This is a genomic window from Actinomyces oricola (assembly GCF_004104015.1).
GTDB classification, from domain to species: domain Bacteria; phylum Actinomycetota; class Actinomycetes; order Actinomycetales; family Actinomycetaceae; genus Actinomyces; species Actinomyces oricola.
Genome location: NZ_RYFV01000011.1, coordinates 15,695 through 39,234 on the forward strand (window position 1 = coordinate 15,695; position 23,540 = coordinate 39,234).

18 protein-coding genes are annotated in these 23,540 nt (G+C 70.4%); 7 read left to right on the forward strand and 11 right to left on the reverse strand.

The window, feature by feature from the left end; genetic code table 11:
* The first annotated feature begins 296 nt into the window (after positions 1–296).
* The 6 genes from EUC46_RS05910 to EUC46_RS05935 all read left to right on the forward strand — a co-directional run bounded on the left by EUC46_RS05910 (position 297) and on the right by EUC46_RS05935 (position 5,763).
* Positions 297–2,036: a DUF2079 domain-containing protein gene (locus tag EUC46_RS05910; protein ID WP_479680050.1), complete on the forward strand. Its 1,740-nt coding sequence runs from the start codon at positions 297–299 to the stop codon at positions 2,034–2,036.
* Positions 2,029–2,457 carry a fluoride efflux transporter FluC gene (locus EUC46_RS05915; protein WP_241655426.1) on the forward strand — a complete coding sequence of 143 codons (429 nt, stop codon included), beginning with the start codon at positions 2,029–2,031 and terminating at the stop codon, positions 2,455–2,457. Before EUC46_RS05910 ends, EUC46_RS05915 begins: the two co-directional genes overlap by 8 nt.
* Positions 2,454–2,987 carry a fluoride efflux transporter FluC gene (locus EUC46_RS05920; RefSeq protein ID WP_128773268.1) on the forward strand — a complete coding sequence of 178 codons (534 nt, stop codon included), beginning with the start codon at positions 2,454–2,456 and terminating at the stop codon, positions 2,985–2,987. The genes EUC46_RS05915 and EUC46_RS05920 overlap by 4 nt, the downstream gene beginning before the upstream one ends.
* Positions 2,988–3,042: 55 nt before the next feature.
* The gene (locus EUC46_RS05925) at positions 3,043–3,867 is read left to right on the forward strand and encodes a DsbA family protein (RefSeq protein ID WP_128773269.1); all 825 of its coding nucleotides are present in this window, start codon (positions 3,043–3,045) and stop codon (positions 3,865–3,867) included.
* Between the two features lie 3 nt (positions 3,868–3,870).
* A complete protein-coding gene (locus EUC46_RS05930) occupies positions 3,871–4,683 on the forward strand; it encodes a cytochrome c biogenesis CcdA family protein (RefSeq protein ID WP_128773270.1) in 813 nt (270 codons plus the stop codon).
* Between the two features lie 135 nt (positions 4,684–4,818).
* The gene (locus tag EUC46_RS05935; protein ID WP_128773271.1) at positions 4,819–5,763 is read left to right on the forward strand and encodes an ROK family glucokinase; all 945 of its coding nucleotides are present in this window, start codon (positions 4,819–4,821) and stop codon (positions 5,761–5,763) included.
* Positions 5,764–6,845: 1,082 nt separating this feature from the next.
* On the opposite strand, the gene EUC46_RS05940 is transcribed toward EUC46_RS05935, so the two are convergent.
* The 11 genes from EUC46_RS05940 to EUC46_RS05990 form a co-directional block, all read right to left on the reverse strand.
* Entirely contained in the window at positions 6,846–8,108 is a 1,263-nt protein-coding gene (locus EUC46_RS05940; protein ID WP_128773272.1) for an AI-2E family transporter, read from the reverse strand.
* 311 nt (positions 8,109–8,419) lie between these two features.
* On the reverse strand, positions 8,420–8,890 hold the full coding sequence (locus tag EUC46_RS05945) for a response regulator (RefSeq protein ID WP_128773273.1): 471 nt from the start codon (positions 8,888–8,890) through the stop codon (positions 8,420–8,422).
* A gap of 9 nt (positions 8,891–8,899) precedes the next feature.
* Positions 8,900–10,933, reverse strand: coding sequence for a sensor histidine kinase (locus tag EUC46_RS05950; protein ID WP_128773274.1), 2,034 nt, complete (start codon positions 10,931–10,933; stop codon positions 8,900–8,902).
* The gene (locus EUC46_RS05955; RefSeq protein ID WP_128773275.1) at positions 10,930–12,324 is read right to left on the reverse strand and encodes an SLC13 family permease; all 1,395 of its coding nucleotides are present in this window, start codon (positions 12,322–12,324) and stop codon (positions 10,930–10,932) included. Before EUC46_RS05955 ends, EUC46_RS05950 begins: the two co-directional genes overlap by 4 nt.
* A 225-nt stretch (positions 12,325–12,549) precedes the next feature.
* The gene (locus EUC46_RS05960; protein WP_128773276.1) at positions 12,550–13,416 is read right to left on the reverse strand and encodes an alpha/beta fold hydrolase; all 867 of its coding nucleotides are present in this window, start codon (positions 13,414–13,416) and stop codon (positions 12,550–12,552) included.
* A 165-nt stretch (positions 13,417–13,581) separates the two neighbouring features.
* Positions 13,582–14,181 (reverse strand): UbiX family flavin prenyltransferase, encoded by a 600-nt coding sequence (locus tag EUC46_RS05965; protein ID WP_128773277.1) that lies wholly within the window; start codon positions 14,179–14,181, stop codon positions 13,582–13,584.
* Positions 14,178–15,704 carry a UbiD family decarboxylase gene (locus EUC46_RS05970; protein WP_128773278.1) on the reverse strand — a complete coding sequence of 509 codons (1,527 nt, stop codon included), beginning with the start codon at positions 15,702–15,704 and terminating at the stop codon, positions 14,178–14,180. The genes EUC46_RS05965 and EUC46_RS05970 overlap by 4 nt, the downstream gene beginning before the upstream one ends.
* Positions 15,705–15,782: 78 nt before the next feature.
* Positions 15,783–17,012 carry a serine hydrolase domain-containing protein gene (locus tag EUC46_RS05975; RefSeq protein WP_128773279.1) on the reverse strand — a complete coding sequence of 410 codons (1,230 nt, stop codon included), beginning with the start codon at positions 17,010–17,012 and terminating at the stop codon, positions 15,783–15,785.
* Positions 17,009–17,983, reverse strand: a complete 975-nt coding sequence (locus EUC46_RS05980; RefSeq protein WP_206645919.1) for an alpha/beta hydrolase — start codon at positions 17,981–17,983, stop codon at positions 17,009–17,011. Before EUC46_RS05980 ends, EUC46_RS05975 begins: the two co-directional genes overlap by 4 nt.
* Before the next feature lie 183 nt (positions 17,984–18,166).
* Complete coding sequence (locus tag EUC46_RS05985) at positions 18,167–19,432, reverse strand: MFS transporter (RefSeq protein ID WP_128773280.1); 1,266 nt, start codon at positions 19,430–19,432, stop codon at positions 18,167–18,169.
* A 280-nt stretch (positions 19,433–19,712) separates the two neighbouring features.
* Positions 19,713–20,921 (reverse strand): ROK family protein, encoded by a 1,209-nt coding sequence (locus EUC46_RS05990; RefSeq protein WP_128773281.1) that lies wholly within the window; start codon positions 20,919–20,921, stop codon positions 19,713–19,715.
* A gap of 222 nt (positions 20,922–21,143) precedes the next feature.
* On the opposite strand from EUC46_RS05990, the gene EUC46_RS05995 reads away from it, so the two are divergent.
* Positions 21,144–23,528, forward strand: a complete 2,385-nt coding sequence (locus tag EUC46_RS05995) for a prolyl oligopeptidase family serine peptidase (protein ID WP_241655427.1) — start codon at positions 21,144–21,146, stop codon at positions 23,526–23,528.
* Positions 23,529–23,540 lie beyond the last annotated feature (12 nt).

Below are 23,540 nucleotides of genomic sequence, written 5' to 3' on the forward strand. Positions count from 1 at the left end.
AGCCCCCTACCCGAACAACCCCAAGCCTCCCAATGCAGTCTCGACCAGCCCGGCCGTCCGCCCAGCGACGACGCCCTCGCCTGTCAGACGCCGAACCGAGCGCCCTCGGGCGGGGAGTTCTTAGTCACGGTTTTGTCACGGTGGCGACCATTAGCCCGCTCCGTCATGGCGCCGCGGCCGTGGGCCATCGACCTCCACCCAAACCTCCACCGCCAACCGGCGCCTGTTGCAGCACGACGCACTCTGGTGGTGGGGCGCGACTTCGTGGCGCACCCCGACCGGTAGGCTCGTAGCCGATGACTATGAGAGCGCGATTCAACCGAGACACGATTGTGCAGGCAGTTCCGGCGATCCTTGTTGTCACCGTGGGCTCCTGCGTACTCATCACCTACTCGGTGGGACAGTGGCGCTCCATGTACGTGCCCAGCTGGGACCTGGCGATCTTCTCCGAAATGGCCAAGGCCTACGCCCACGGCCAGGCGCCGATCGTGCCGATCAAAGGCGATGACTTCAACCTCCTGGGCGACCACTTCCACCCGATCCTCATTGTGCTGGGGCCCATCTGGCGGCTCTTCCCCTCGCCCCTGACGCTCCTGGTGGTCCAGGACCTCCTGCTGGCGGTCTCGGCCTGGCCGTTGACCCGTCTGGCCACACGACTACTGGGCCGGGTCCCGGCCACGGCGCTGGGCCTGTTCTACGTCCTGTCCTGGGGCTTTCAGGGAGCGGTGGCCGCCCAGTTCCACGAGATAGCCTTCGCAGTGCCAATGCTGGCCTTCGCCTCGGCGGCCTTCGTGGAGGAGCGCTGGCGCGCCTGCATCCTATGGTCGGCGCCACTGGTCCTGGTTAAGGAGGACCTGGGGCTGACCGTGCTCATGATCGGCCTGGCAATCGCCTGGCGCACCCGGCGGGAGAACGCCGATGACGAGTCCTTGCCGTTACTGAGTCGGGGTCTGGGCTTGGCCCTGTTCGGCCTGGCCTCCTTCCTGGTCACAACGGTGGTGATCCTGCCACTGCTCAACCCGCACGGCACCTGGGGCTATTCGCTGGGGGGTGGAGACTCCACCGGCCCCTGGCTGGCGCGCCTGTACTCACCGGCAGTCAAGCTCGAGACCCTGGCGGTGCTAGCCTGCACGGCCGGGATCATTGGCCTGCGCTCGCCGTGGATGATGGTGGCCGCACCGACCCTGGCCTGGCGCTTCCTGGGCAACGTCGACTTCTACTGGGAGTGGAAGAACTGGCACTACAACGCGGTCCTCATCCCGATCGCCCTGGGAGCCCTGCTCGATGTCCTCGCCGGCCTAAAAAGAAGGCGGGCGGCCCCCGCCCAGGCCGCGCCGAGCCCGGACGCCACCAGCGCCACCACCGCCGCCGCCACGGCCGCCACCACCGGCTCCACACCGCGCCCAGGCGCCACTACCGCACCAAACCCGGACGTCACCACTGGCGCCTCCACACCGCGCCCAGGCGCCACCACCGACGCCTCCGCGCCGAGCCCGGACGCCACCGACGCCTCCGCGCCGAGCCCGGACGCCACCGACGCCTCCGCGCCGAGCCCGGCCACCACCGGCGCCTCCGCGCCGAGCCCAGGCACCACCAGTGCCACCACCGCCGCCACTGGGTGGCTGGCGGCGCCGGTATGGGCGCGCAGGCTCGTTGTGCTGGGTGTCAGTGTGCCGCTGATCATGGGAGTATTCACGGCGACGGACCTGCCCCTGTGGGCCATGACCCGGGAGGACTTCGGGCGAGAGCCGGTGCGCGCCACCGCCGCTCAACAAGTTCTGAACACAATCCCATTAGGGACCACCGTAAGGACGGACCTGGGCCTGCTGGCCTACCTGGTGCCCAAGGCGACCGTCTACTGGGTGGGCACCTCCACCACGCCCACCGACTATGTGGTTGTCGACTCCCACTCCCCGGCCTGGGGGGCCAACCCGCCTAAGGACGCCGCCGCGTGGGCCATGGAGCACTCGCCGGGCTCCACCTATGAGCTCATTTTGAATGTCGGCGGCTATCAGGTGGCGAGGCGCAGTGAGTAAACGATTGGAAACCCTGCGGGCGCTGCTTGCTGTTGGCGCCGGCGGGTGCCTGGGCACGTTGACGCGGGCCGCAACGGCTCACGCCTGGCCCACCACCGGCCTGCCGCTGGCGACTCTCGCAGTCAACCTGGTGGGCGCTTTCGCGCTGGGGCTGCTCCTGGGGGCCTTGGCCGGCCGCGAGGGCCGGGCGCAGCGAGTCCTGCGCCTGGGTGTGGGCACCGGGTTCATGGGCGGCCTGACCACGTACTCGACCTTCGTCCTGCAAGTCCACGGCCTGGTGCACGATGGTGACCCGGCCCGGGCTGCGACCTACCTCCTGGGCTCACTGGCCGCGGGGCTGGCCGCCGCGGCCGTGGGGCTGTGGGTCGGCTCCGCTCTGGCGACCTCGCGTGCCGGAGGCGGTCAGGAGGCGGGGACATGACCTGGGTGCTGTTGGGCCTGGCCGGGGGTGCGGGAGCCATTGCCCGTTTCGTGGTTGATCAGCGCGTGAGCGAGTGGGTGTCGCGACGAGGACCACAACACCAGCCCGCTCACAACCCGCCCGCTCACAGTCCGCAGTCACCTGTTGACGCGCCCGGGGCCCCGCCCTTGACGACCCCCGCGGCCCCCACCGCCCCGGCCACGCCCGTGGGCACCCCGGCCACGCCCGTGGGCACCCCGGCCACGCCCGTGGGCACCCCGGCCACGCCCGTGGGCACTATTGCCGTCAATGTGTCGGCCTGTTTCCTGCTGGGGCTGCTCACTGGCGCCGTCGCCGACGACACCGTGCTGTTGGTGGTGGGCACGGGCCTGCTGGGCGGCTACTCGACCTTCTCGACGGCCTGTGTCGAGGGGGCCAGGCTGCTCCTGGCCGGGCGCCCGGGTCGGGCCGCAGCCCACACCGTAGGCATGGTTGTCGGCGGCCTCCTGGCCGCCGTGGCCGGATTGATGGTCGGCGGGTCCTTGGTCTGAGACGCCTCAGCGGCCACCGCCCCAAGCCGTCCTCGACATCTGAGAGACTGCACCCATGTCAGTACAGAGCGCACAGACTTCCGCGCCCTCCCCACGGGGAACCCAGATCATTGTCGTCCTCCTGGTCATCATTGCGCTGCTGCTCGCTGTGATCGCCGGTCTCATCCTGACCCGCCCCCAGGGAGGGGCGAGCGCAGGGGCCGCCCAGCCCCCGGCCTCCTCCGTCCCGCCGGCCACCGCCTCCGCAGCAGCGCCGTCGGAGTCGCCGACACCGACGGCACCGGTGACGGCTGCGCCCAGCGAAACCGACCCTCAGCTTCTGAGCATCCTTCACGGTGAGGTCACTCGGGACCCGGCTGACCCGCGCGCCCGGGGCGAGGCGGATGCGCCGGTGGTTATGGTCCTGTACTCGGATTTCGCCTGCCCCTACTGCACCCAGTTCGCCCAGGAAGTCGAACCCGCGCTCGCCGACCTCGTCGCTGACGGCACTTTGCGCATTGAATGGCGCGATCTCGCGCAGATTTCCGCGACCTCCCCGCTGGCGGCCCAGGCCGGGATCGCGGCGGGCAATCAGGGCAGGTTCTGGGAGTTCCACGACGCCGTCTACGCCGCCGCCAACCCCAATGAGCACCCGGAGTACACCGAGGACTCCCTGGTGGCCTTCGCCGAGCAGGCCGGGGTGGCCGATTTGGACCGTTTCCGCAGCGACATGCTCGCCCAGAGCACAGTCGAGACCGTGACGAGCGCCACCCAGCACGCCTATTCCATTGGTGTGACCGGCACCCCCTTCATCATTATTAACGATGCTTACATCGCCGGTTACGTGCCGGCCGAGTTCGTGCGGGCCACAATCCTGGACCAGGCCGCCCAGGCGGGGTGAGCCGTGGGCGCGCTTGCCCTGGCCGCCGTGGCCGGCGGGTTCCTCACCCTGCTGGCCCCCTGCTCGGTCATGCTGCTGCCGGCGTTCTTCGCCTACGCCTTCACCTCCCCGCGGGCGCTGCTGTCGCGCACACTGGTGTTCTGGCTGGGGTTGTTGACCACTCTCCTGCCCTTGGGGGTGCTTGCCGGATCCCTGGGGGCGCTGCTGCGCGCCCACATGGAAACGGTCACACTCGTGGGCGGGCTCGCCGTCGTAGCCTTGGGGCTCATGCAGGCCCTGGCCGTCCCGCTGCCGCTGCCGCACCCGGGGGGATCCCCCCGGCGTAACGCCGCCTCCCCCCTATCCGTTTACCTGTTGGGGGCGCTGGCGGGGCTGGCCGGGGTGGGGTGCGCGGGCCCGATCCTGGGCGCGGTGCTGGTCATGGCGGGCCTGGGCGGTTCCCCGCTGCAAGCGGCACTGCTCATGGCGCTCTACGCCCTGGGGATGGTGCTTCCGCTGGGGGTGTTGGCGCTGCTGTGGGACGCCCTGGACCTATCCTCCCGTTCCTGGCTGCGGCCGCGACCGGTGCGGCTGCTGGGGCGCTCAACGACCTGGACGGAACTGATCGGCGGTTCGCTGTGCGTGGCCCTGGGGGTGCTCATGATCGTGCGCGGCCCGCAGGGGCTCAGCGCCGGACTGCTGTCCTCGGCGGCCCTGCTGGAGGCTGAGCGGCGGATTATGGCGGGCGCGGGGGCGGTCCCCTGGTGGCTGGTGCTCGCCCTGGTCGGGGTTCTTGTGGCCGCCGTCGTCGTGAGTCTGCGGGGTCGACGGCGCTGAGCTGTGTGACGATCCGTGCGCCATCCCCTAGGAATCGAGTCGCCCGGGCTGAGACAATGGCGCCATTCATTCCAGGTGCGGCCATGGGGGCCGCGCTCGCCGGGGCACCGGCATCGCATCGAAGGAGCAGCGGGGATGGCACTGAGCATTGGCGTCGACGTCGGAGGCACGAAGATCGCGGCGGGCGTGGTCAACGAGGAGGGCAAGGTCCTGGAGACCGTCCGACGCGACTCCCCCGCTAAGGAGCGTCAGGCGATTATCGACACCATTGTGGCGGTCACTAAGAAGCTCAAGGAAGGGTACGACGTCGCCGCCGTGGGCATTGGGGCGGCCGGCTTCGTCTCCTCGGACCGCAACACGATGGCCCACGGCACGAACTTGGACTGGACCGGCATGAGGATCGGGGACGTGGTCTCCAAGCAGGTGGGGCTTCCCGTGGTCGTGGAGAACGACGCCAACGCCTTCGGGTGGGCCGAGGCCCGTTTCGGTGCGGCCCGCGGCCGCCGCAACGCGCTCATTGTGGCGATTGGTACTGGCGTGGGCGGGGCATTGGTGGTTGACGGGCGCCTGGTTCGCGGTGCTGCCGGGTTCGGGGGCGAGATCGGGCACATTACCGTAGTCCCCGGCGGTCGCCCCTGCGGCTGCGGCCTGCGCGGCTGCCTGGAGCGCTACAGCGCCGGCACGGCGCTGGGCATTAACGCCTGGGAGCTGGCCAAGTTCCGGCCCGGATACGCCAAGCGCATGCTTGAACTCGCCGGCGGGGACATTAACCAGATCTCCGGCAAGACCGTGACAGCGGCCGCCCGCGAGGGCGACCCGGCGGCCCTGGAGTGCTACGAGCAGCTCACCCACTGGCTGGGCGTGGGCCTGGCCGACATGTGCGCAATCCTCGACCCGGAGATCATTGTGATCGCCGGCGGCCTGGCCGAGGCCGGGAACATCCTCCTGGAGCCCACGAAGAAGTCCTTCTACGCCAACCTCACCGCCGGCAAGGCACGGCCCCTCATCCCGATCGTCCTGGCCGAAGGAGGCCAGGAGGCCGGACTGGTGGGCGCCGCCGACCTGGCGCGCCAGGTCTGACCCGTCAGGTCTGAGTGAGCGGCCGCTCCCTCCGGGGGCGGCCGCTCACTCCGCCGGATCCTTAAGAGAGGTGCTGCCCGACTCCTGGGGGCTTGCGCCGTCTGGGGTCCCCCGGCGTCATCTGGGACCCCGGGGCGGGTGCAGGCTTGGGGAAAGATCGCCGCCACCTGGAGTGTGGGAACAGGGACCCTTGGGCGCGTGCGGACTTGGGGCTGGTGGGTAAGTACATGGCTGAACCGAGCATGGGACCCCCGGGGGTGCGCCCGGGCCTGGGGGTTGCACATTCTTTCTTCCCTCAAGGAGCGGGGAACCGCGGAATCCTGCGGATCTGCTCGGGATCTGGGGGCCCGGGAACGGGATGAATGTGCGAACGGGTACGCCATTGCACATTCATCCTTGCCGAACCGACCCTCTGCTACGAGGGATCGTTGAAATATCAACGATCCCTCACAGACCGGCGCAAGAAGAATGTGCAACACCGCTAACCCTGCCGGCCACCCGCCCACCGGCGCCGCCGCCCGGCTTAATGCGGCGCGCCAGGTCTGAGAGGGCGCTCATAGCGGCGGGGCCTGGCGCCCCGGCCCCGCCGACTATGCGCCCGGGCACGGCATGTCCCCGGGCACGGCGAAGCCCGTGGTACCGGGTTGTCTCTCCCGGCCCACGGGCCTTCGTCATTGAGGGGCTCCAGGCCCGGCTTCCCATACCCGGGTGGAGCACCCTCCTTCACCGAAACGCCCACGGAGGACTCCCTTCAACCCTCCTTGGACTCACGACTGACCGGTCAACGGGTTCCCCAACCCTTACGGCCCGCCGTGCTCGGTGGTAACAATACGATAACATCCCACCCCTGGGAGAACGCTCGGGCCAACCTGAAAAACCTCCAGGAACTCCTATCGCAAGTGTCACGCCAGGGCGTCCGTCACCAGGCGTCACCAGGGAGCCCCGGTCCACGCCGGGCACCGACCAAGGCCATGGGACGGGCCGGGGCTGACCGCCCTATGACCGCCGTCTTAATCATCCTTGTCGGCCGCCTCCCGGCGACCACTGCCGCCCTGGCCGCCCCTACGCGCCGGGCGCCCCTTCTACCCCTTCCCCTCTTCGGCCGCCGCGGCACCCGGCCGGTCCGCCGTCGTCGCGCGTGCAGCACCCCCCGCCTCATCCAGTGCAACAGCCGGTGTGCCGTACTGCGGGTCAGCGGGCCCGATCCCGTCCCCGTCCAGGTCGAGCGCGTCAACCTCCTGGGCATCAAGCTGTTCGGTGCGCCGCACCGGCTCGTCACCGGCGGACAGGAACAGGGATATCCAGCGGGAGCGGGGGTCGGTGTCAATGAGGACGGCCTTGGCGAACAGGGTCAACGGCACCGCCAGGATCGCGCCGAGGGCGCCAATGACCTGGGACCAGAAGAGCAGCGACAGGAACGTGGTCGTGGTGTTCAAGCCCACGGCGTCGCCGGTGAACTTGGGCTGGATGAGCGATTGGATAACGAAGTTGAGCACCGTGTAGGCCACAATCACCCACAGCGCGGTCAGCGGCCCGGAATCCACCAGCGCCAGCAGCGCCGGAGGGATAACGCCCACGAAGAAACCGATATTGGGAATGTAGTTGGTGATGAAGGACAGCACCCCCCACGTCACCGCCATCGGCACGTTCAGGATCCCCAGGGCGACGACGTCGAGCACCGCCACAATAAGGCCGAAGACCGTGGAGACCAGCCAGTAGGAGCGCACGGAGACGGCGAATCCCTTGAGTGCCGAGGCCACGCCTGGTTTAAGGATGGTCAGGGCCTCGGCGCGCATTTCAATACGCGACATGTCGAACATGAGGAAGACGACGGTAAGCGCCATAATAGAGAGCATGGAGCCGATATTGGTCACCTGGTCGTAGGCGGCTTGGGCGACGCCCACGATCTTGTCGGTATCCATGGAGTTGACGATCTGCTCCAGGACCGTGGTCTGGTCCCAGCCGAAACGGTCGAGCAGAGCCAGCACCTGGCTCCAGATGGCCCCGAACTTCGCGGAGTAATCGGGCAGCGTCTCAACGAGCTGGGCAATGGCCATGCCCAGGGCCGCGAACAGGCCGATAACAAAGGTGTAGATGAGCATGATTGCGCCGACGGCGGCAACCGACCGGGGCACGTGGTGCCGGTGCGCCCAACTCACCAGGGGGCGCACCGTAATGACCAGGGTCAGGGCGAAGAACGCCGGCCCGACCAGGCTGCGCGTCAGATACAAGCCCGCGCAGCCCACGACCAGCGAGGCAATAACCAGGGCCATGGTCTCACCCTGGGTTCGCCCGGAGGGGCCCCCGGATGAGGCGGTCGGTGGATGGGAGACTGTGTCACTCATAGGCTGATCCTGCCACGGCGCACCTCACCGAGGGTGCTCCGCCGGGCCCGGCGGAGCACCACTCCCCAGTGGGCAGTTGGCCCGCACCGCCCCGTCCGGAGCGGCGAGCGAGCAGGCATCAATTTGGCGCCCACTAGACCAGCCCCCGGCGAGCCCGGCGAGCGGCTTGGCGAACTCAGCACCCGCCCCGTCCGGGACGGCGAGCGGCCCAACAGGCCCAGTGAGCCCGGCGAGCGACCCGGCGCCGGCGCTCACCTCGGCGCCCGCGGGCGGGGCGATCGCGCGGGGCGCAAACGCCCCGGCCCGGCGCCCTAGCGCAATAGGTCCATGGCGCGCACCCCGTCCAGGGCGCGCAGGTGCGGCAGCGGATTGAGCCTGGCCTCCACGACGTAATCGGTGAGTTGAGTGCGCACGACCTCGCGCAGGTTCTCCCCCTGCCAGGGCTTGGCGATGTAATGGTCCAGGCCGGCGTTATTGACGGCGCGAACGGTGTCGGCCTGATCGGCCTGCCCGGTCACCAGGACCTTGCGGGCGCCAGCCGTGCGCTCATCGGAGGACATCTCCACGAGCATGTCCACCCCGGTGCGCCCGGGCAGGCGATGATCGGCCAGGATAAGAGCGACCCGGTCGCCGTCGGCGACGATCTCCTCGACCACGTCCCAGGCGTCCGGGACGTCCTCGGCCGGCTCGATCCGCACCACTGCGGAGAAAGGGGCGAGGTCGGTGACTATGGCGTCACGCACCTCGGGTTCGTCCTCGACGACGAGGATGGCGAGCTTCATGGGGGTCTCCTAACTCCCGAGGGACGTGTGGGTGGGCAGGGTAACGGTGACGCGAGTGCGTCCAGGGTAGGAGCTAATGGCAATGGTGCCACCGTGAGCGTCGACGACGCTCTTGGCCAGCCCCATGCCCAAGCCCAGGCCGAAGCGGACCTGGCCGTGCTTGGTGGTGAAGCGCGGCTCGAAGATGCGGGGCAGGACCTCGGGGGCGATGCCGGGACCGTTGTCCTCGATCTCGACGCGCACCCCCCGCTCGTCAGGGGCCACCCGCAGGACCAGACGGGGCCGGGTGTCGCCCGGGGGCATGGCCAGGAGGGCGTCGGCCCCATTGGACAGCAGGTTGGTCCACACTTGAGCCAGCTCCCCGGCCCGGCCGCGCACCGGGGGAACCTCCTCGTAGACCCGTTCAACCTCAATGTCGCGCAGGCGGTGGGCGGTCAGACGAATGGCGTCCTCCAGGGCCTCGCGAACATCGACGTCCTCGGCGGCCTCCCCCTCGGGGCGCACATATGTGTGCAGAGAGGAGACCAGTCCCCGGATGCGCCCGGTGGCCACGGAGATATTGCGCTCCCCGCGCCCCAACGAGGCCGCGGACTCCACCAGCCCCATATGGTAGGGGTCGGCCGCCAGGGCGCGGGCCTCATCGACGTCCTGAACGCCGGCGGCAACCATGCGGCGCGCCAGCTCACGGTCGCCAATGGCCTTCTCCAGGACGCGGCGCAGCTTGCGCTCCTCGCGGGTGGAGGCGGCCGGGCGGGTTCGGGTGCGCTCAGCGGCGGCGCGGATAATCTCGCCCTCGGGGTGGGAGGACAGGACTCCTAGAAGGTCCTCGCGCAGATGCTCGTAGGAGCGGTCCAGGGCCGCCACCGGGTTGTTGAGCTCGTGGGCGACGCCGGCGGCGAGCTCGCCGAGGGTGGCGAAGCGCTCCTGGGCCAGCAGTTCCAAACGCGCCTGCTCCAGGGCCTCCAGGGCGGCCTGCGCCTGGGCCTTCTCGGCGTTGAGGGCGGCGGCCAACTCAATCTTCTCAACCTGAAGGGCCTCGGAGCGGGACAGGCGCTTGGTCAGAGAGCCAATGAGCAGGGCGGCCAGAACCTGCTCGGTGGCGGGGTTCTCGCTCAGGGCCCGATCCAGCTGCTCAATGGACAGCAAGATGAGTTCGACGTCGGTGGTGGTGGTGGAGGTGACGAACGCCCGCCCCTGAGAGGCCAGGGAGACCAGGCCGATAATGCGCCCGGTGGTGGCATGGTGGAGGGTGACCTCGCCCACCCGGGTATGCCGGGTGAGGGCAACAGCGCCATTGACAACAAGGTAGACGCCGTCGACCACCTGCCCCTGGTGAGTCAGGCGCACCCCAGCGGGCAGGCGCAGGCGGGGCCGGGGCCCCAGGACCTTCTCGCAGGCGGCCACCAGTTCGCGGGTGAGCACGTCCGCGCTGTGGGTGAGGGCCTCCAGGAGCGGGGCCCGGTCCAGATCCCCCTCGGCGCCGTGGGTCCCCAAGAGCCGACGGCGAGTGTCCTCGGGCCAATGATCGCGCATCCAACGGCGGGTCTGGGCGGCTGCCCGGTCGGCCACGGCACCGGGAGTCCAGGGGACGGCGACAACCTCGCGCACGAAGTCCTCATCAATGGCCAGACCAATGTCGTGCAACTCGGTGCGCTCGGTCAGGAGTACCAGGCGCGCCGTGGCCAGGGACGGGTAGTGGTCCACGGCCAGGGCGACGTCGTCGAGGCTGCCGACCTCATCGGTGGCAATAATCAGGGCCACCGTCCCCAGGTCCTGCACATTGGCGCCCCCGGCGCGGGCCAGCAGCTCCGCCAGGGAGCGCACCCGCAGCACGTCGGCCACTGGCCGCACCGCGGGCCCGATCTCGTGGGCGGCCTGGGAGCCCAGTGAGGCCGGGGAGACCACGGCCACCACCAGCCGCTCCTCGGCGGGGCCGCCAGCCGTCGGCGGGCTCGCCGGGCTGGCGGCGCTCGCCGGGCTGGCCGGGGTCCAGACCACACCCGGGGAGGCGGCGGGGGGGCTAGCGGGCGTGGAAGCGCTCATAGCAGCCCCAGGGCCGCCCACAGCGGCGGCATGGCGAAGACCAGCAGGGCTGTGCCCGCCACACCGATCACAATCCCCACCTTGGCCATGTCCGCCGTCGTCACCGTGCCGGTGGCGTACGCGATGGCGTTGGGCGGGGTGGAGATCGGCAGGCTCATGCCCAAGGAGCAGGCCAGCGCCAGGACCACGGCGATCGTGACCGGTTCCAGGCCCTCAATGCCCGTGGCCAGGCCCATTGCCAGGGGGATGAGCAGGTTAGAGGCCGCGGAGTGGCTAATGACGTTGGACATGCCCAGGCCCAGCAGCCCCATGACGACGACCACCGCCAGCGCGCCCATGGCGTTCCAGTCGAAGAGCCCCAGGATCCAGGTGTCCAGGCCGGTGGCGCCCACGCCGTCGCCCAAGGCGATACCGCCGGCCACCAGCCACAGCACCGGCCAGGAGAGCCGGCCCAGGTCCTCCCCGCCCATGACGCCGGTGACCAGGAGCGCGACCACCGCCAGGAAGCCAACGACATTGGCGCTCACGCCGTGCAAAGACTCGGTCATCCAGGCCAGTATCGTCAGGCCGGCAATGACGTAGAAGGCGCGGGCCTTGGGGCTGGTGGACCAGGAGGCCTTCATGTCCAGGTCAATGCCCAGGCCGCGGGGGATGAACAGGAGGGCGATGAGGGCCCAGGCGCCCAGGAGAATGACGAGCATGAGGGGGACGGCCATCACCATCCAGTCGGCGAAGGAGATGTGGTAGCCGGCCTCGCCCAGGGCGCCCAGGGCAATGGCATTGGGGGGCGTGCCCACGGGGGTGCCAATGCCGCCGACGTTCGCGGCCACCGGGATGGACAGGGCCAGGCCGGCCTGCGGCTTGCCCTCGGGCAGGGCGCCCAGGATGGGGATGATGACGGCGAACATGGTGGCCGTGGTGGCGGTGTTGGACATGAACATGCTCAGCAGGGCGGTAATGACCATGAGGCCCAGCACCGTGCGGCGCGCCGACCCGGTGAACGGTGTAATGAGGACGGCGGCGAGGTTCTTGTCCAGGTGGTACTTGGCGGCGCCGTCAGCAATGAGGAAACCGCCCAGGAACAGGATGATGACAGGGTTGGCCAGGGCTCCCAGGAACTTGGAGTAGGCCAGGGCGCCGTCGGGCACGGGCAGGAGCGCCTGGTCGGAGACCAGCAGAACCTCCAGGGCGATGACGAGTACGGCCGTGGCCACCAGGGGGATCGCCTCAGTGACCCACAGGACAATGGCCAGCAGGAAGATGGAGAGCATTCGCTCCCCGGGGTCCTCCAGGCCGGGAATATCCACCAGGAAGGGCACGGCAAAGGCAACGACGCCGCCGACAGCGCCAATAATGTTCTTGGGGTGGTGACGGGTGGGCGCGGACACCATCAAGTTCCTCCTCAGGACTGCCTAGGGGTCGCCAGAGTTCGTCGACTTCCGGCTACCTTGCCGGGCCGAAAGCATCCTATGCTGTGGCTCACCCGGACGCATATGCACCGGCCCGGTGCCGCGCATGCGGGGCGGTGGGCGGGCCCGGAAACCCCGGTCTCAATCCCCTCGACCGCGAGCGCATGCGGGGTGGTGGGCGGACCCGGAAGCGGGGCGGCCGTCGGCTCAGCGCGCCATGGGCGGCAGGAGGGCCGTCAGCCAGGGGTCGACGACGTCGTAGAAGGCCGCCCCAGCGGTGCGGCGCACCTCGTGGCCGGCGCCGGGGATCATGCTCACGGATATCCGGGGGTTGGCGAGGCCCTCCACGAGCGCCGCCCCCTGCCGGCCCACCCGCGCCGAGCCGGGCAGGTCGCCGGTGACCAGGAGCGTGGGCACCCGCAGCGCCGCCATTGCCTCCTCCCAAAGGACCTCGGGGGCGACGACGCCGCTGCGCAGGAGCGCCGGGTCGGTGCGCTGGATGGCCCACAGCCCCGGCAGGATCTCAATGCCCGGGGCGGTGGGGTGCTCCAGGCCCTGGCGAAGCGCGGCGGGCAGGTCGGCGAGTTTGGCGGCGCGGGTGCGCTCGCGGGCCGCTCCGCGGGCGAGGAGCTCCTCAGGACTGCGGGTGCCGAAGCGGGCGGGGTCCTCCAGGACGACGCCGCTGACCAGCTCGGGGCGGCGCACGGCCGCGACCATGGCGGTGGCCGCCCCCATGGAGTGCCCCACTAGGACAGGAGCGGGCGGGGCCTCCAGGCCCAGGGCGGCCCGGCCGCGCGCCTGGGCGCCCAGGTCCTCCAGGACGGCGGTGACGTCCTGGACTAGGACTTCGCCGGCGCGGGCGAGTTGCGCCGTCGTCCAGCGCGGGGACAGGCCGTGGCCGCGGGCGTCCAGGCCGATAACGCGGTAGCCCAGGGCCGCCCAGTGCTTCAGGGCGTCGGCCTGGGACAGGGCCGAGCCGGTGATGCCGTGGAGGAGGATGAGGGTCGGGGCGTGCCGGGGGCCCAGGTCTATGCGGGCCAGCGGTTCATCAGTCACATCGGTGCGGCGAGACATGCCCCCAGTGTTCCTCGGCGGCGCCACCGGGCCAAGTACTCACCCCGCCCACCCCCTGCACCTCCCCCTCCCTCCCCCAACAAAATCCTCACAGGACAACGTCCATGTGTGTTCTCCTGTGAGGATTTTGTTGAAGAGAGGGGGAGGAAGGGGGAGGGGTCCCGCTCACGGGGCCGCCCCGCCCCACCGCGGCAGGCCCGCCATCTCCAGGCCCATGAGGTCCAGGCAGCGGCCCACGGTCTGGTCGACAATGTCGCCCACCGTGCGCGGGCGGGTGTAGAAGCTCGGGACTGGCGGCAGGACAATGGCGCCCGCCTCGATAACGGCCGCCATATTGCGCACATGGATGAGGCTCAGAGGCGTCTCCCGGGCTACGAGGACCAGGCGGCGCCGTTCCTTGAGAACCACATCCGCCGCGCGAGTAACCAAGGAGGAGGTGACCCCGTTGGCGATCTCCGCCAGCGACCTCATTGAGCAGGGGGCCACCACCATGCCCGAAGTGCGGAAGGAGCCGGAGGAGATCGCGGCCGCCATGTCATCGGGACTATGAACCACGTCGGCAAGCGCCTCGAGCTCCTCCTTGGAAACGTCTGTCTCCAAGGAGCGGGTCAGGTGCCCGCAGGGGGAGACGACCAGGTGCGTCTCAATGCCCTCCATGGCGTGCAGGGCCTGGAGGAGCCGAATGCCGTAGACGGTTCCTGACGCGCCGGTGATCCCGACAATAACGCGCCGCACGGCAGGGACCCGACCCTGGGGGGCGCTCACGCGGGTGCCCCATCGTGAGCGCCCCCGGCCTCCCAGGCCCGGGCGGCAGCGAGCCAGGGGGCGGGGTCCACCTCCCGGAACCGCGCCCGCTCGAACTCCGCCCGCAGGTGCCAGGGGTAGGTGGCGTCGTAGATGGTCTTGGTGGTCACGCCCCCTACGGGCAGGCGCGGGTCGTAGGCGGGCTGCTGGCTGGGGTCCAGGACGTGTCCGACGACGCCGGGCACCGTAACAATGTCCAAGTCGCCAGCCATGCGGGTGGTCATGGCCCACAGGACGTCGTCGGTGTCGAAAACGTCCACGTCCTGGTTGACCAGAATGACATTCTTGAGCTCGAAATAGGTGGCCAGGGCCACAAGAGCGGCCTGGCGGGCACGACCGTCATCTATGTCGGCGCGCTTGGCAACCTGGAGGATCGCAAGGAGCTTACCGCCCCCGGCGGTATGGGCGTGGACCTGGGTGACCAGCCCTGGCAGGGCCCGGTCCAGGGCGCGCAGGAGGGAGGCCTCTGTGGGGATGCCCACCAGGGAGGTGTGCTCCTCCCCCGGCCCTACGAGGGTTTGAACAATGGGGTTGTGGCGTGTGGTGACGGCGGTGACGCGCATGAGGGGCAGGGCGGGGTTGGCGGGGCCGTCGTAGCCCGGGAACTCCGGCATGGCGTGTCCAGTGCCCGTGTTCTGGTCCTCGCGCACGCGCACCCCGGGCAGGAGCTCACCCTCGATGACCACCTCAGCATTGGCGATGGAGAGCTGGTCCACGGTGCGGGCGGGCACGAGCTCAACAGGGCGGCCACGCAGCCCCCCGGCGATCTGAAGCTCGTCGTAGCCAAAGGGGGTGGTTGGGGCTTCGAAGCAGGCGCCGATCTGGATGGCGGGGTCCAGGCCCATGTTAATGGTGATGGGCAGGGGCCGGCCCGCCGCCTCGGCCTTGGCGCAGAAGGCGTCAATATGGCGGCCGGGGGCGAAGAAGACGGATAACTCGTCACGTCCTTGCACGCAGACGCGGTGGATGGTGACATCGCTGTGACCCGTCTCCGGATCGGTGCCGTGGAGCAGGCCGAGGCAGAAGTAGGGGCCGGCGTCGACGTCGGTATTGGTGGGGGCGGGCAAGAGGGTGCGGATATCGAAGTCCGGGTCGGTGGCCAGGTGCACGACCTGCTGGCAGGGGGCGTCATTGGCCTCCTGGCCGCCCAGGACGCGCGGCGCGACGGGGTTATCGAGGGCGGCGGCCAGGTGCCGGCCAACGGTGGTGGGCGTGGCTCCCAGGAGCCGGGCCACGCGGGCGCGGTCGGCCATGAGCCCCACCAGAACGCGGGCCCCGGGGTAGCCGGTGATGGTGTTGAACACCATGGCGGGGCCGCGGCGGGTGGGCCGCATGACGGTGCCGCCGGCGCCAATGCGCCGGTAAACGCCGGCTAGTTCGGCGGCAGGGTCAACGGGGTGGTCGGTGGCCAGGAGGCTGTTGGGGTCGTCTGCCAGGAGCGCCAGGGCGCTGCGCAGGTCGGTGACGGTGCTGGTGTCGGTCATGGTGATCGTCCTCCGCTCATTGAGGTTCAAGGTTTGGGTAGGGATGCGACTCTTCGCCCACCCACGACTCACCCGCGCTCAGAGTGGCAAGACGGGATCGAGCAGGGAGCGCAGCCGCGTTGACAGCGCCGTGGCCCGCGGATCCAGGCCTCCAGGGGTGGTCATGCGGCGACGGACGTAGCCCAGGGCCAGGCCGTAGGTGGGGTCGGCCATGCCCAGGGCCCCGGCGGCGCCGTCGTGCCCAATGGCCCGCCATGAGCCCCATTGGCGACCGGGTTGGGGCTTTTGAAAGACGGTGGCGTAAGCGGCCTGGACGCCCAGGACACGGTCCACCCCCCAACACTGCTGAACCCCCAGGTCCTCCACCAGGGGTCCGGGCAGGAAGGGGGCGGAGCCATTGACGTCCTCCACGCCGGTGACCGCCGCGGCGTAGACGCACGCCAGGCCCCGGGCCGAGCCCACCGCACCGATTGAGGCGACACCGGCGGCGCGCAGGTGACGCAGGTTGGGCTCGATGACGCCCTTGGGGTCCATGGGGCCGCCGCCGAAGAAGACCACGGAATCCAGGGAGTCGGGGACCTGGTCTACGCCGTCGTCAGGCGTCTGCGGAGTGGAGGGAGCCGGGCCGGCGGGGGCGGGGCCTCCAGTGGGCTCGGCGGGCCCGGCGGACTCGGGCAGGGGCGGCAGGACGGGGGCGAAGCGGGGCTCCTCGGACTCGGGCAGCCCCAGGTAGAGGTCGGCGCCCAGGGCGGCGCGCAGGCGCCCGTAGTCCTCCTGGAGCTCCACACCGGCCACGCGCCGGTAAAGCTCCTCCATGAGGGGGCCGATCGCGGTGCCGTGGTAGCCGAAGGCGCTGCCGGGCCGCCACACCGGTCGCATGGCCGCGAGCGCGGCGGCGATATTGCGCGAGTCGTAGCGTTCGCCGATTCGCGCCCCGGGGACCCCGACGACGCCGGCCTGGTGGGAGAGGAGTTGACGGACGGTGACCCGTTCCTTGCCGTGGGTGGCGAACTCGGGCCAGTAGTGGCTCACGCGCTCCTCCAGGTCCAGGTCGCCGTCCTTGACGAGGCGGGCCAGCATGAGGGCGGATACGCCTTTTGAGGCGGAGAAGATGCCGGTGAGGGTGTCGGCGTCGTGGTGGGGTCCTCCCCACAGGTCGACCACGAGTCGCCCGCCGACGTAGGCGGCCACTTGGGCGGAGTAGTCGGGGTCGGCTTCCAGGAAGGAGTCGAAGAGCTCGCGCACGCCCTCCAGGCCGGGGGCGACGGCGCCGCGGGCGGGGCGGGCCCGGTCCTGTCGCGCGCTCATGCCAGGTGCTCCGTGAGGAATCCGTCCACCACGTCCAGGACGTCCTCCTGCCAGAAGGGGGCCCCTCCGTGGTCGGCGCCCGCCAGGCGAATGAAGGTGACATCCTGCCCCTTGGCCTGCAAGTCCTCCACGAGCCATATCGACTGGGAGAAGTGGACGAGACGGTCCTTGTCCCCGTGGACGACCAGGAGCGGGGGCAGGGCCTGTTCGCCGGCGGGAGGAACGTGGTTCATGATGACGGTGGGCGCCACGAGCTCGGGGTGCTCAGCGACGTCGAGACCGCCGATGAGGCAGCCCTCGGGGGACTCGGGGGCGCGGTGATCCTGGATGGAGGGGTATTCGTTCATGCGGCCAATGTGCGTGGGGCCGTAGTAGTCCACGAAGGCTCGTACCCCCAGGCCTCCGTCGGGAAGGGGCCGGCCGTCCTGGTCCACAGGCAGCGGCTCGTCGGTGTAGTCGGGGTCTGCGGCGGTCGCATAGGTCATGAGGGTGGTGTGGCCGCCTGAGGAGTCGCCCCAGACGGCGATGCGCTCGGGGTCCACATGGAATTCGGCGGCGTGCTCGCGCAGCCAGCGCACCGCGGTCTTGGCGTCTACGGCCTGGGCCGGGAAGGGGGCGACCTCGCTGGGGCGGTACTCGACGACGGCGATGACGTAGCCGCGTCGGGCGAAGGCGGCGAGGTTGGCCATCTCCATGCCGAGCATCTGCTCGTGGAAGGCCGAGCCCTGGATGTAGAGGATGGCGGGGTAGGTGTCGGTGTCCGGGGCGTCGGTGGGGCGCGGCGGCATGAGGACCTGTAGGTGCAGGGTGCGTCCGGACTTGCGCGCGTAGGGGACGTTGAGGTGGATGACGCCGTAGCGGGGCGAGTCGGCGGCGATCATGGTGCGCATGCCGGGAACGGTCAGGGTGCTGGCCGGGAAGTCCTCGGGGGTGAGGAACCGGGGTTCGGTGCGCGGCTGGGGGTGGGTCATGGTCCGTCCTTGGTCTGTCCTTGTGCGTGGTGCGGGTGGTTGGGGTCGGTGCATGGAACGAGGCGTTCGCTCCTGGGGGCGCGGAGGCCCGGCCACCGGGGTGGTGGGTTCGGCGCGGTCGGGCCTGTGATGGCCGGTCCGGCGCGGCCACCACCAGGGCGGTGGCCGCGCCCGCACGTCGTCTCAGTGCTGGTCGTCCTGCTCACGGGCCCAGCGTGCATCTATCTGGTAGTAGATGGTGGCTAGGACCAGGGTCACGACGATGGTGGCGGCGCTTATGGCGAACTGGGTGGCCGCCGTCGTCGAGCCCACGAGGCCGCCGGCGATCTTGAAGTAGTACGGAGCGCTGAACCCGGCGACGGCGGCGCCGGAGAAGAGCAGCGCGGTGGCGGCCGCCGAGTTGGACTCGTTGGCGCGGGCGTTGAGGGCGTTAATGGCGAACGGCATGTAGGTGCCGAAGCCCAGGCCGATGAGCACGGCGGTGGCGAAGAGCATGGGCAGGGTCACCGAGGCGACCCCCAGGCACAGCCCGGCGGCCAGGACGGCGAGGCTGGCCGTCCCCGTCCAGGAGCCGAGGAGCCGGTAGGTGGTGGAGAACAGAACGCCCGCCACCACTGAGGAGATGCCGAAGACGGTCATGACCAGGGAGACCTGGCTGCCGTCGGCCAGGGAGCGCTCGGAGGCCAGGAAGGGGCTGGAGATGGTCATGGCCTGGAAGCCGAGGGTCATGAGGAACATGAGGGCGACGGCCCCAATGGTGCCGCGGGGCAGACGCGTGCGGGGGGCGGGGGCCGCCTCCGGCGCCGCGTCCTGGGGCGCGGCATTCTTCGGCGCGCCGGCTCGGCGCGGTTCGGGGATGTAGCGCCACACCAGGCCCAGCATGATCAGTCCCAGGAGGTAGACCAGGAAGGCCTGCATCCACCCGAAGGTCATGAGTCCTGAGACGACCAGCGACCACATAATGCCGCCGGCGCCGACCATGGAGGACTGCCACCCCAGCAGGGTGCGGCGCTCCTGGCCTTCGTAGAAGTCGGCGACGAGGGAGGAGGCCAACGGTTGGAGGAGGCCCATGCCGAAGCCGGCCAGGAGGCGAACCCCGAGGACCACCGGGTATGAGGTGATGGGGATGAGGAAGATCGGGGCCAGGCCGCCGACGACGATGAGGCTGATCCCGGTCAGGACCAGGCGGCGCTTGCCGACCCTGGTGGCCAGGGCCCCGGCGGTAATGGTCGCGGCCAGGGCGGCAATGGCGGGGAAGGAGATGAATCCCTGGATGGAGGCCTGGTCCTGGTCGGGGTAGTGGGCGGCGAGGTCGGGCAGGACCGGTGAGACGGCGCCGACGTCGGAGAGCATGAGGGCAATGGACAGCAGCGAGATCTTGAAGATCGGCGCATGGGGACTGACGCGATAGCGCACGGTGTTGGAGGTGACGGAGGTGGCTGTGGGCATAGTGGTGGCCTCTCGGCATGTGCTTGGTCGTGAAGCCGGCTGGTGGCTCGCGGCCGCGTCATCGATGACGTGACCCCGGTGTCGACATGCACCACGGTAGGAACCTCAACTCTCTTTTATCAACTATTGATTTATCTGAGGAGAGCGGTCTCGCCGCCCCTCCCGTCTTCCCTCCCTCCGCACCTTCCCTCCCTCCGACGAAATCCTCACGGCACAACGTCCCGGGACGTTGTGCCGTGAGGATTTCGTTGGTCTAGCTGGCCCGGCTGGTCTAGCTGGCCTAGGGGTTCAGCGCTGGGACCCGTAGCGGGTCGGTCACAAGCTTCTGCCGCAGGGCGTGGGCGAGCCCCGTGGCCACGCCGTCGGCGCCCAGGCCGCTGAGACGCACTACCGGGTTGAACACAGGGTTGACGCGGTGGCGCGAGTCAATGAGCTCAGTGACGGCGGGCTCCAACCACGGCCACAAGCCCCCCATCTGCCCTCCCACCACCACCGTGCCCACATCGGTCAGATTGGACAAGGTGCCCACGGCCGCCGCCAGGCCGCGGGCACCGCGCTCAAGGGCGGCGAGGGCCGCCGGGTCCCCGTCCTTCAAGAGCCCGGTGAGCAGTGCCGTGCACGACTCCGGACCGGCCGGGGCCGGGACGCCTGCGGCCTGGCACAGGTTTGTCAAGGAGAGCACCGTGGACAGGCAGCCGCGGGCGCCGCAGTCGCACAGGATGCCGTCGGACTCCACCACAATGTGGCCGGCCTCGCCGGCGAGCCCATGCTCACCGCCCACGAGGTCGCCGTCGAGCACGAGTCCGCCGCTGACCCCGTGCTCCATAATGCCCACATAGGCCATGAGGTGGGGGCGCTGGTCGGCGGGAATGCTCGCCCACTCGGCGAGGGCGGCGGTACGGCCGGTATTGAGGAGCATGAGCTGCTGAGGCTCTGGCAGTGAGTCGCGCACGCGCGCCAGCAGCGGGAGGTCGCGAATAGGCATCTCCAGGGTGATGAGAAGATCCTCCCCGTTGACCACCAGGCCGGGGACGCCAATGGCGGCGCCGAGATACCAGGCGCCGGCGCGCTTGAGGGCCTCCCTGCGGGCGCGCTCCACAGCGGTGGCCACGGCATGGACAAGAGAGTCCGCGTCGCCTCGCCGGCCGTCGTGGGGCAGGGCGTCATGCCACAGAACCCGTCCGTCAACGTCGACCGTGCGCACCTCGATCATCTCGGGGTCGATAATGACCAGCGCCGCCAACACTCGGCCCGGCACCGCTTCCAGAAGGCGCTGCGGGCGTCCACCTGTGGAGACCCGCTCACCGGTCTCCTGGGCCAGGCCACGCTCAACCAGCTCGGCAACAATGGTGGTGACCGTGCCGCTGACCAGCCCAGTGGCCTCACGCAGGTCCTTGCGCGAGCAGGTGCTCTGCGCCATGAGCTCGGCGAAGACGAGGGAGGCGTTGCGGCGGCGGACATCGGCGGTCACAGCGGTACGTCGAGGCATGCCCCCAGTGTTCCTCGGCGGCGCGACCGGGCCAAGTGCTCACCCCGCCCCCTGCACCTCCTCCTCCCTCCGTCCACACCCCGCCCTCCGCACCCCCTCCAACGAAATCCTCACAGCACACCATCCAAGGACGTTGTGCTGTGAGGATTTCGTTGGTCTAGCTGGCCTAGCTGGCCCAGGAGTCGCTGTGACGCCCGAGGCGGAGGGTGGTCCAATGGCGCCATGAGCCAGTCCTTTGCGCCGCGCCCCGCCCCATTGATGTCGCCGCGCCCCGGCGCCGACCGCTCCGGCCTGGAACTGCCGGAGGTTCCCGCCTGGCTCGACGAGGTCGAGGGCGGGCGGGCCCTCGCCTGGGTCGCCGAGCGCAATACCGCCACGCGCGGGGCCTACGAGGACAACGAGGGCTTCCAACGCCGGCGCGGCCGCCTCGAGACCATCCTGGACGCCCCCGACCGCATCCCCGGCGTCAGCGAGGCGCTCGGCCTTCTTTACAACGTGTGGACGGACGCCGAGCACCCGCGCGGGCTGTGGCGACGCACCACCTGGGAGTCGTACCGCGCCGGCGCCCCCGGCCCCGAGGGCGTGGCGGCGGGCGCCACCGACTGGGATCTCCTCCTCGATGTCGACGCCCTCGGCGAGGCGGAGGGGAGGCGCTGGGTGTGGCACGGCGCCTCCCTCCTGCGCACCGGCCCGCTCGCCGGCCGCCGCGCCCTCGTCGACCTGTCCGACGGCGGCAGCGACTCCGACATCACCCGCGAGTACGACCTCGACGCGCACGCCTTCATCGACCCCACCGAGGGCGGCTTCACCCGCGAGGCATCCAAGGGCTCCCTGTCCTGGGCCGACGACAACGGCGAGCGAGTCCTCGCCCTCGCCGACTGGGGCCCGGGCTCCCTCACCGCCTCTGGCTACCCGCGCCAGGTGCGCCGGCTCATCCGCGGAGAGCGCGCCGGCGGGGCCGACCCGGCGGGCGGCCCCGGTGAGCTGCTCCTCGTCGCACCCGCCGACGCCGTCGCCGCCTGGGCCCGCCGCGACCGCTGGGGGCGCACATGGCTGTCGACGAGCCCGGACTTCTACACCGAGGAACTCTGGCTCCTGCCCGACGACGCCGCGACTCTGCCCGTCTCCGCGGCCGCCGGCGCGGGCGACGGCCTTCTGGTCGCACCCGGCGCCATCCATGTCGACGTGCCCGCGAGCGCGAGCGCGCTGGCGGTGCGCGGCCACCTCCTCATCGAGCCGCGCGAGGACTGGGAGACGGGCGGGCGCACCTACCCGGCGGGCTCCCTCCTCGCCGCCCCGCTCAAGGCCTTCCTCGCCGGCTCGAGGGACCTCGCCGTCCTCTTCTCCCCCACCCGCGAGCGGGCGCTGCAGGGCTGGTCAGCCACCGAGCACCACATCGTCCTGTCCCTGCTCGACGACGTCGTCGACACCATCGAGGTCGCCACCGAGCCGGCCTCGCCCGGCGGGGCCTGGCGCGTGGAGCCGCTCGACCTGGCCCCGCTCGCGGCCGCTGTCGGACCGCAGGTGCAGGCGGGGCCGGCCGACGGCGATGCGGACCCGACTCTGCTGCGCCCGGGCAGGCCCCTGCTCGCCGTCGGCGCGGGCGCGGTCTCCGCCCTCGAGGGCGACCGCCTGTGGCTCACGGCCTCGTCCTTCACGACGCCGGCCACCCTGGCGGTCGGGGATCTGGATGGCGCCGGCGCGCTCGGACGCGTCGAGGTCCTGCGCCGCGCGCCCGAGCACTTCGACGCCACCGGCGTCATCGTGAGCCAGCACGTCGCTGTCTCGGACGACGGCACCCGCGTGCCCTACTTCCAGGTGGGGCGCCCATCCCCGGATGGCTCACCGGTGCGAACCATGCTCTACGGCTACGGCGGCTTCGAGGTGCCGCTCGGCATCGGCTACCTGCCGTCGACCGGCGCGGCGTGGCTCGAGGAGGGCGGCGCCTACGTCGTGGCGAACCTGCGCGGCGGCGGGGAGTACGGGCCCGCTTGGCACCGCGCCGCCGTCAAGAGGAATCGGCACCGCGTCCACGAGGACTTCGCCGCCGTCGCCCGCTCGCTCGTCGAGCGCGGTGTGACGACGCCCTCGGGCCTGGCGGTCCACGGCGGCTCCAACGGCGGGCTGCTCGTGGGGACCATGCTCACGCGGTACCCGGAGCTCGTCGGGGCGGTGGTGTGCGAGGTGCCGCTGCTGGACATGCGCCGTTACACGCACCTGCCCGCGGGCGCCTCGTGGGAGGCGGAGTACGGAGACCCGGACGACCCCGACCAGTGGGAGTGGATTAAGGAGTTCTCGCCCTTCCACCTCCTGCGACGGGGCGTCGTCTACCCGCCGACGCTCATCATCACTTCCACGCGCGACGACCGCGTCCACCCGGCGCACGCGCGGACAATGGCCCACCGCATGCTCACCATGGGTCAGGACGTCACGTACTTCGAGAACTCCGAGGGCGGGCACGGGCGGGCCTCGACGAACGCGCAGCGGGCGTGGATGAGCGCCCTCGTCCACACCTTCGCCTGGGAGCGCCTGCACCCCCACACACCCTCCCCCCAACCTCCCCAACAAAATCCTCACAGGACAACACACATGGACGTTGTCCTGTGAGGATTTTGTTGA

Bases quoted from the DNA above. Each gene is read 5' to 3' on its own strand.
- EUC46_RS05975 (WP_128773279.1), bottom strand. From the start codon at position 17,012: ATGAGCGCGCGACAGGACCGGGCCCGCCCCGCCCGCGGCGCCGTCGCC.
- EUC46_RS05945 (WP_128773273.1), bottom strand. From the start codon at position 8,890: ATGAAGCTCGCCATCCTCGTCGTCGAGGACGAACCCGAGGTGCGTGAC.
- EUC46_RS05995 (WP_241655427.1), top strand. From the start codon at position 21,144: ATGAGCCAGTCCTTTGCGCCGCGCCCCGCCCCATTGATGTCGCCGCGC.
- EUC46_RS05910 (WP_479680050.1), top strand. From the start codon at position 297: ATGACTATGAGAGCGCGATTCAACCGAGACACGATTGTGCAGGCAGTT.
- EUC46_RS05985 (WP_128773280.1), bottom strand. From the start codon at position 19,432: ATGCCCACAGCCACCTCCGTCACCTCCAACACCGTGCGCTATCGCGTC.
- EUC46_RS05925 (WP_128773269.1), top strand. From the start codon at position 3,043: ATGTCAGTACAGAGCGCACAGACTTCCGCGCCCTCCCCACGGGGAACC.
- EUC46_RS05990 (WP_128773281.1), bottom strand. From the start codon at position 20,921: ATGCCTCGACGTACCGCTGTGACCGCCGATGTCCGCCGCCGCAACGCC.
- EUC46_RS05940 (WP_128773272.1), bottom strand. From the start codon at position 8,108: ATGAGTGACACAGTCTCCCATCCACCGACCGCCTCATCCGGGGGCCCC.
- EUC46_RS05935 (WP_128773271.1), top strand. From the start codon at position 4,819: ATGGCACTGAGCATTGGCGTCGACGTCGGAGGCACGAAGATCGCGGCG.
- EUC46_RS05920 (WP_128773268.1), top strand. From the start codon at position 2,454: ATGACCTGGGTGCTGTTGGGCCTGGCCGGGGGTGCGGGAGCCATTGCC.
- EUC46_RS05950 (WP_128773274.1), bottom strand. From the start codon at position 10,933: ATGAGCGCTTCCACGCCCGCTAGCCCCCCCGCCGCCTCCCCGGGTGTG.
- EUC46_RS05980 (WP_206645919.1), bottom strand. From the start codon at position 17,983: ATGACCCACCCCCAGCCGCGCACCGAACCCCGGTTCCTCACCCCCGAG.
- EUC46_RS05960 (WP_128773276.1), bottom strand. From the start codon at position 13,416: ATGTCTCGCCGCACCGATGTGACTGATGAACCGCTGGCCCGCATAGAC.
- EUC46_RS05970 (WP_128773278.1), bottom strand. From the start codon at position 15,704: ATGACCGACACCAGCACCGTCACCGACCTGCGCAGCGCCCTGGCGCTC.
- EUC46_RS05955 (WP_128773275.1), bottom strand. From the start codon at position 12,324: ATGGTGTCCGCGCCCACCCGTCACCACCCCAAGAACATTATTGGCGCT.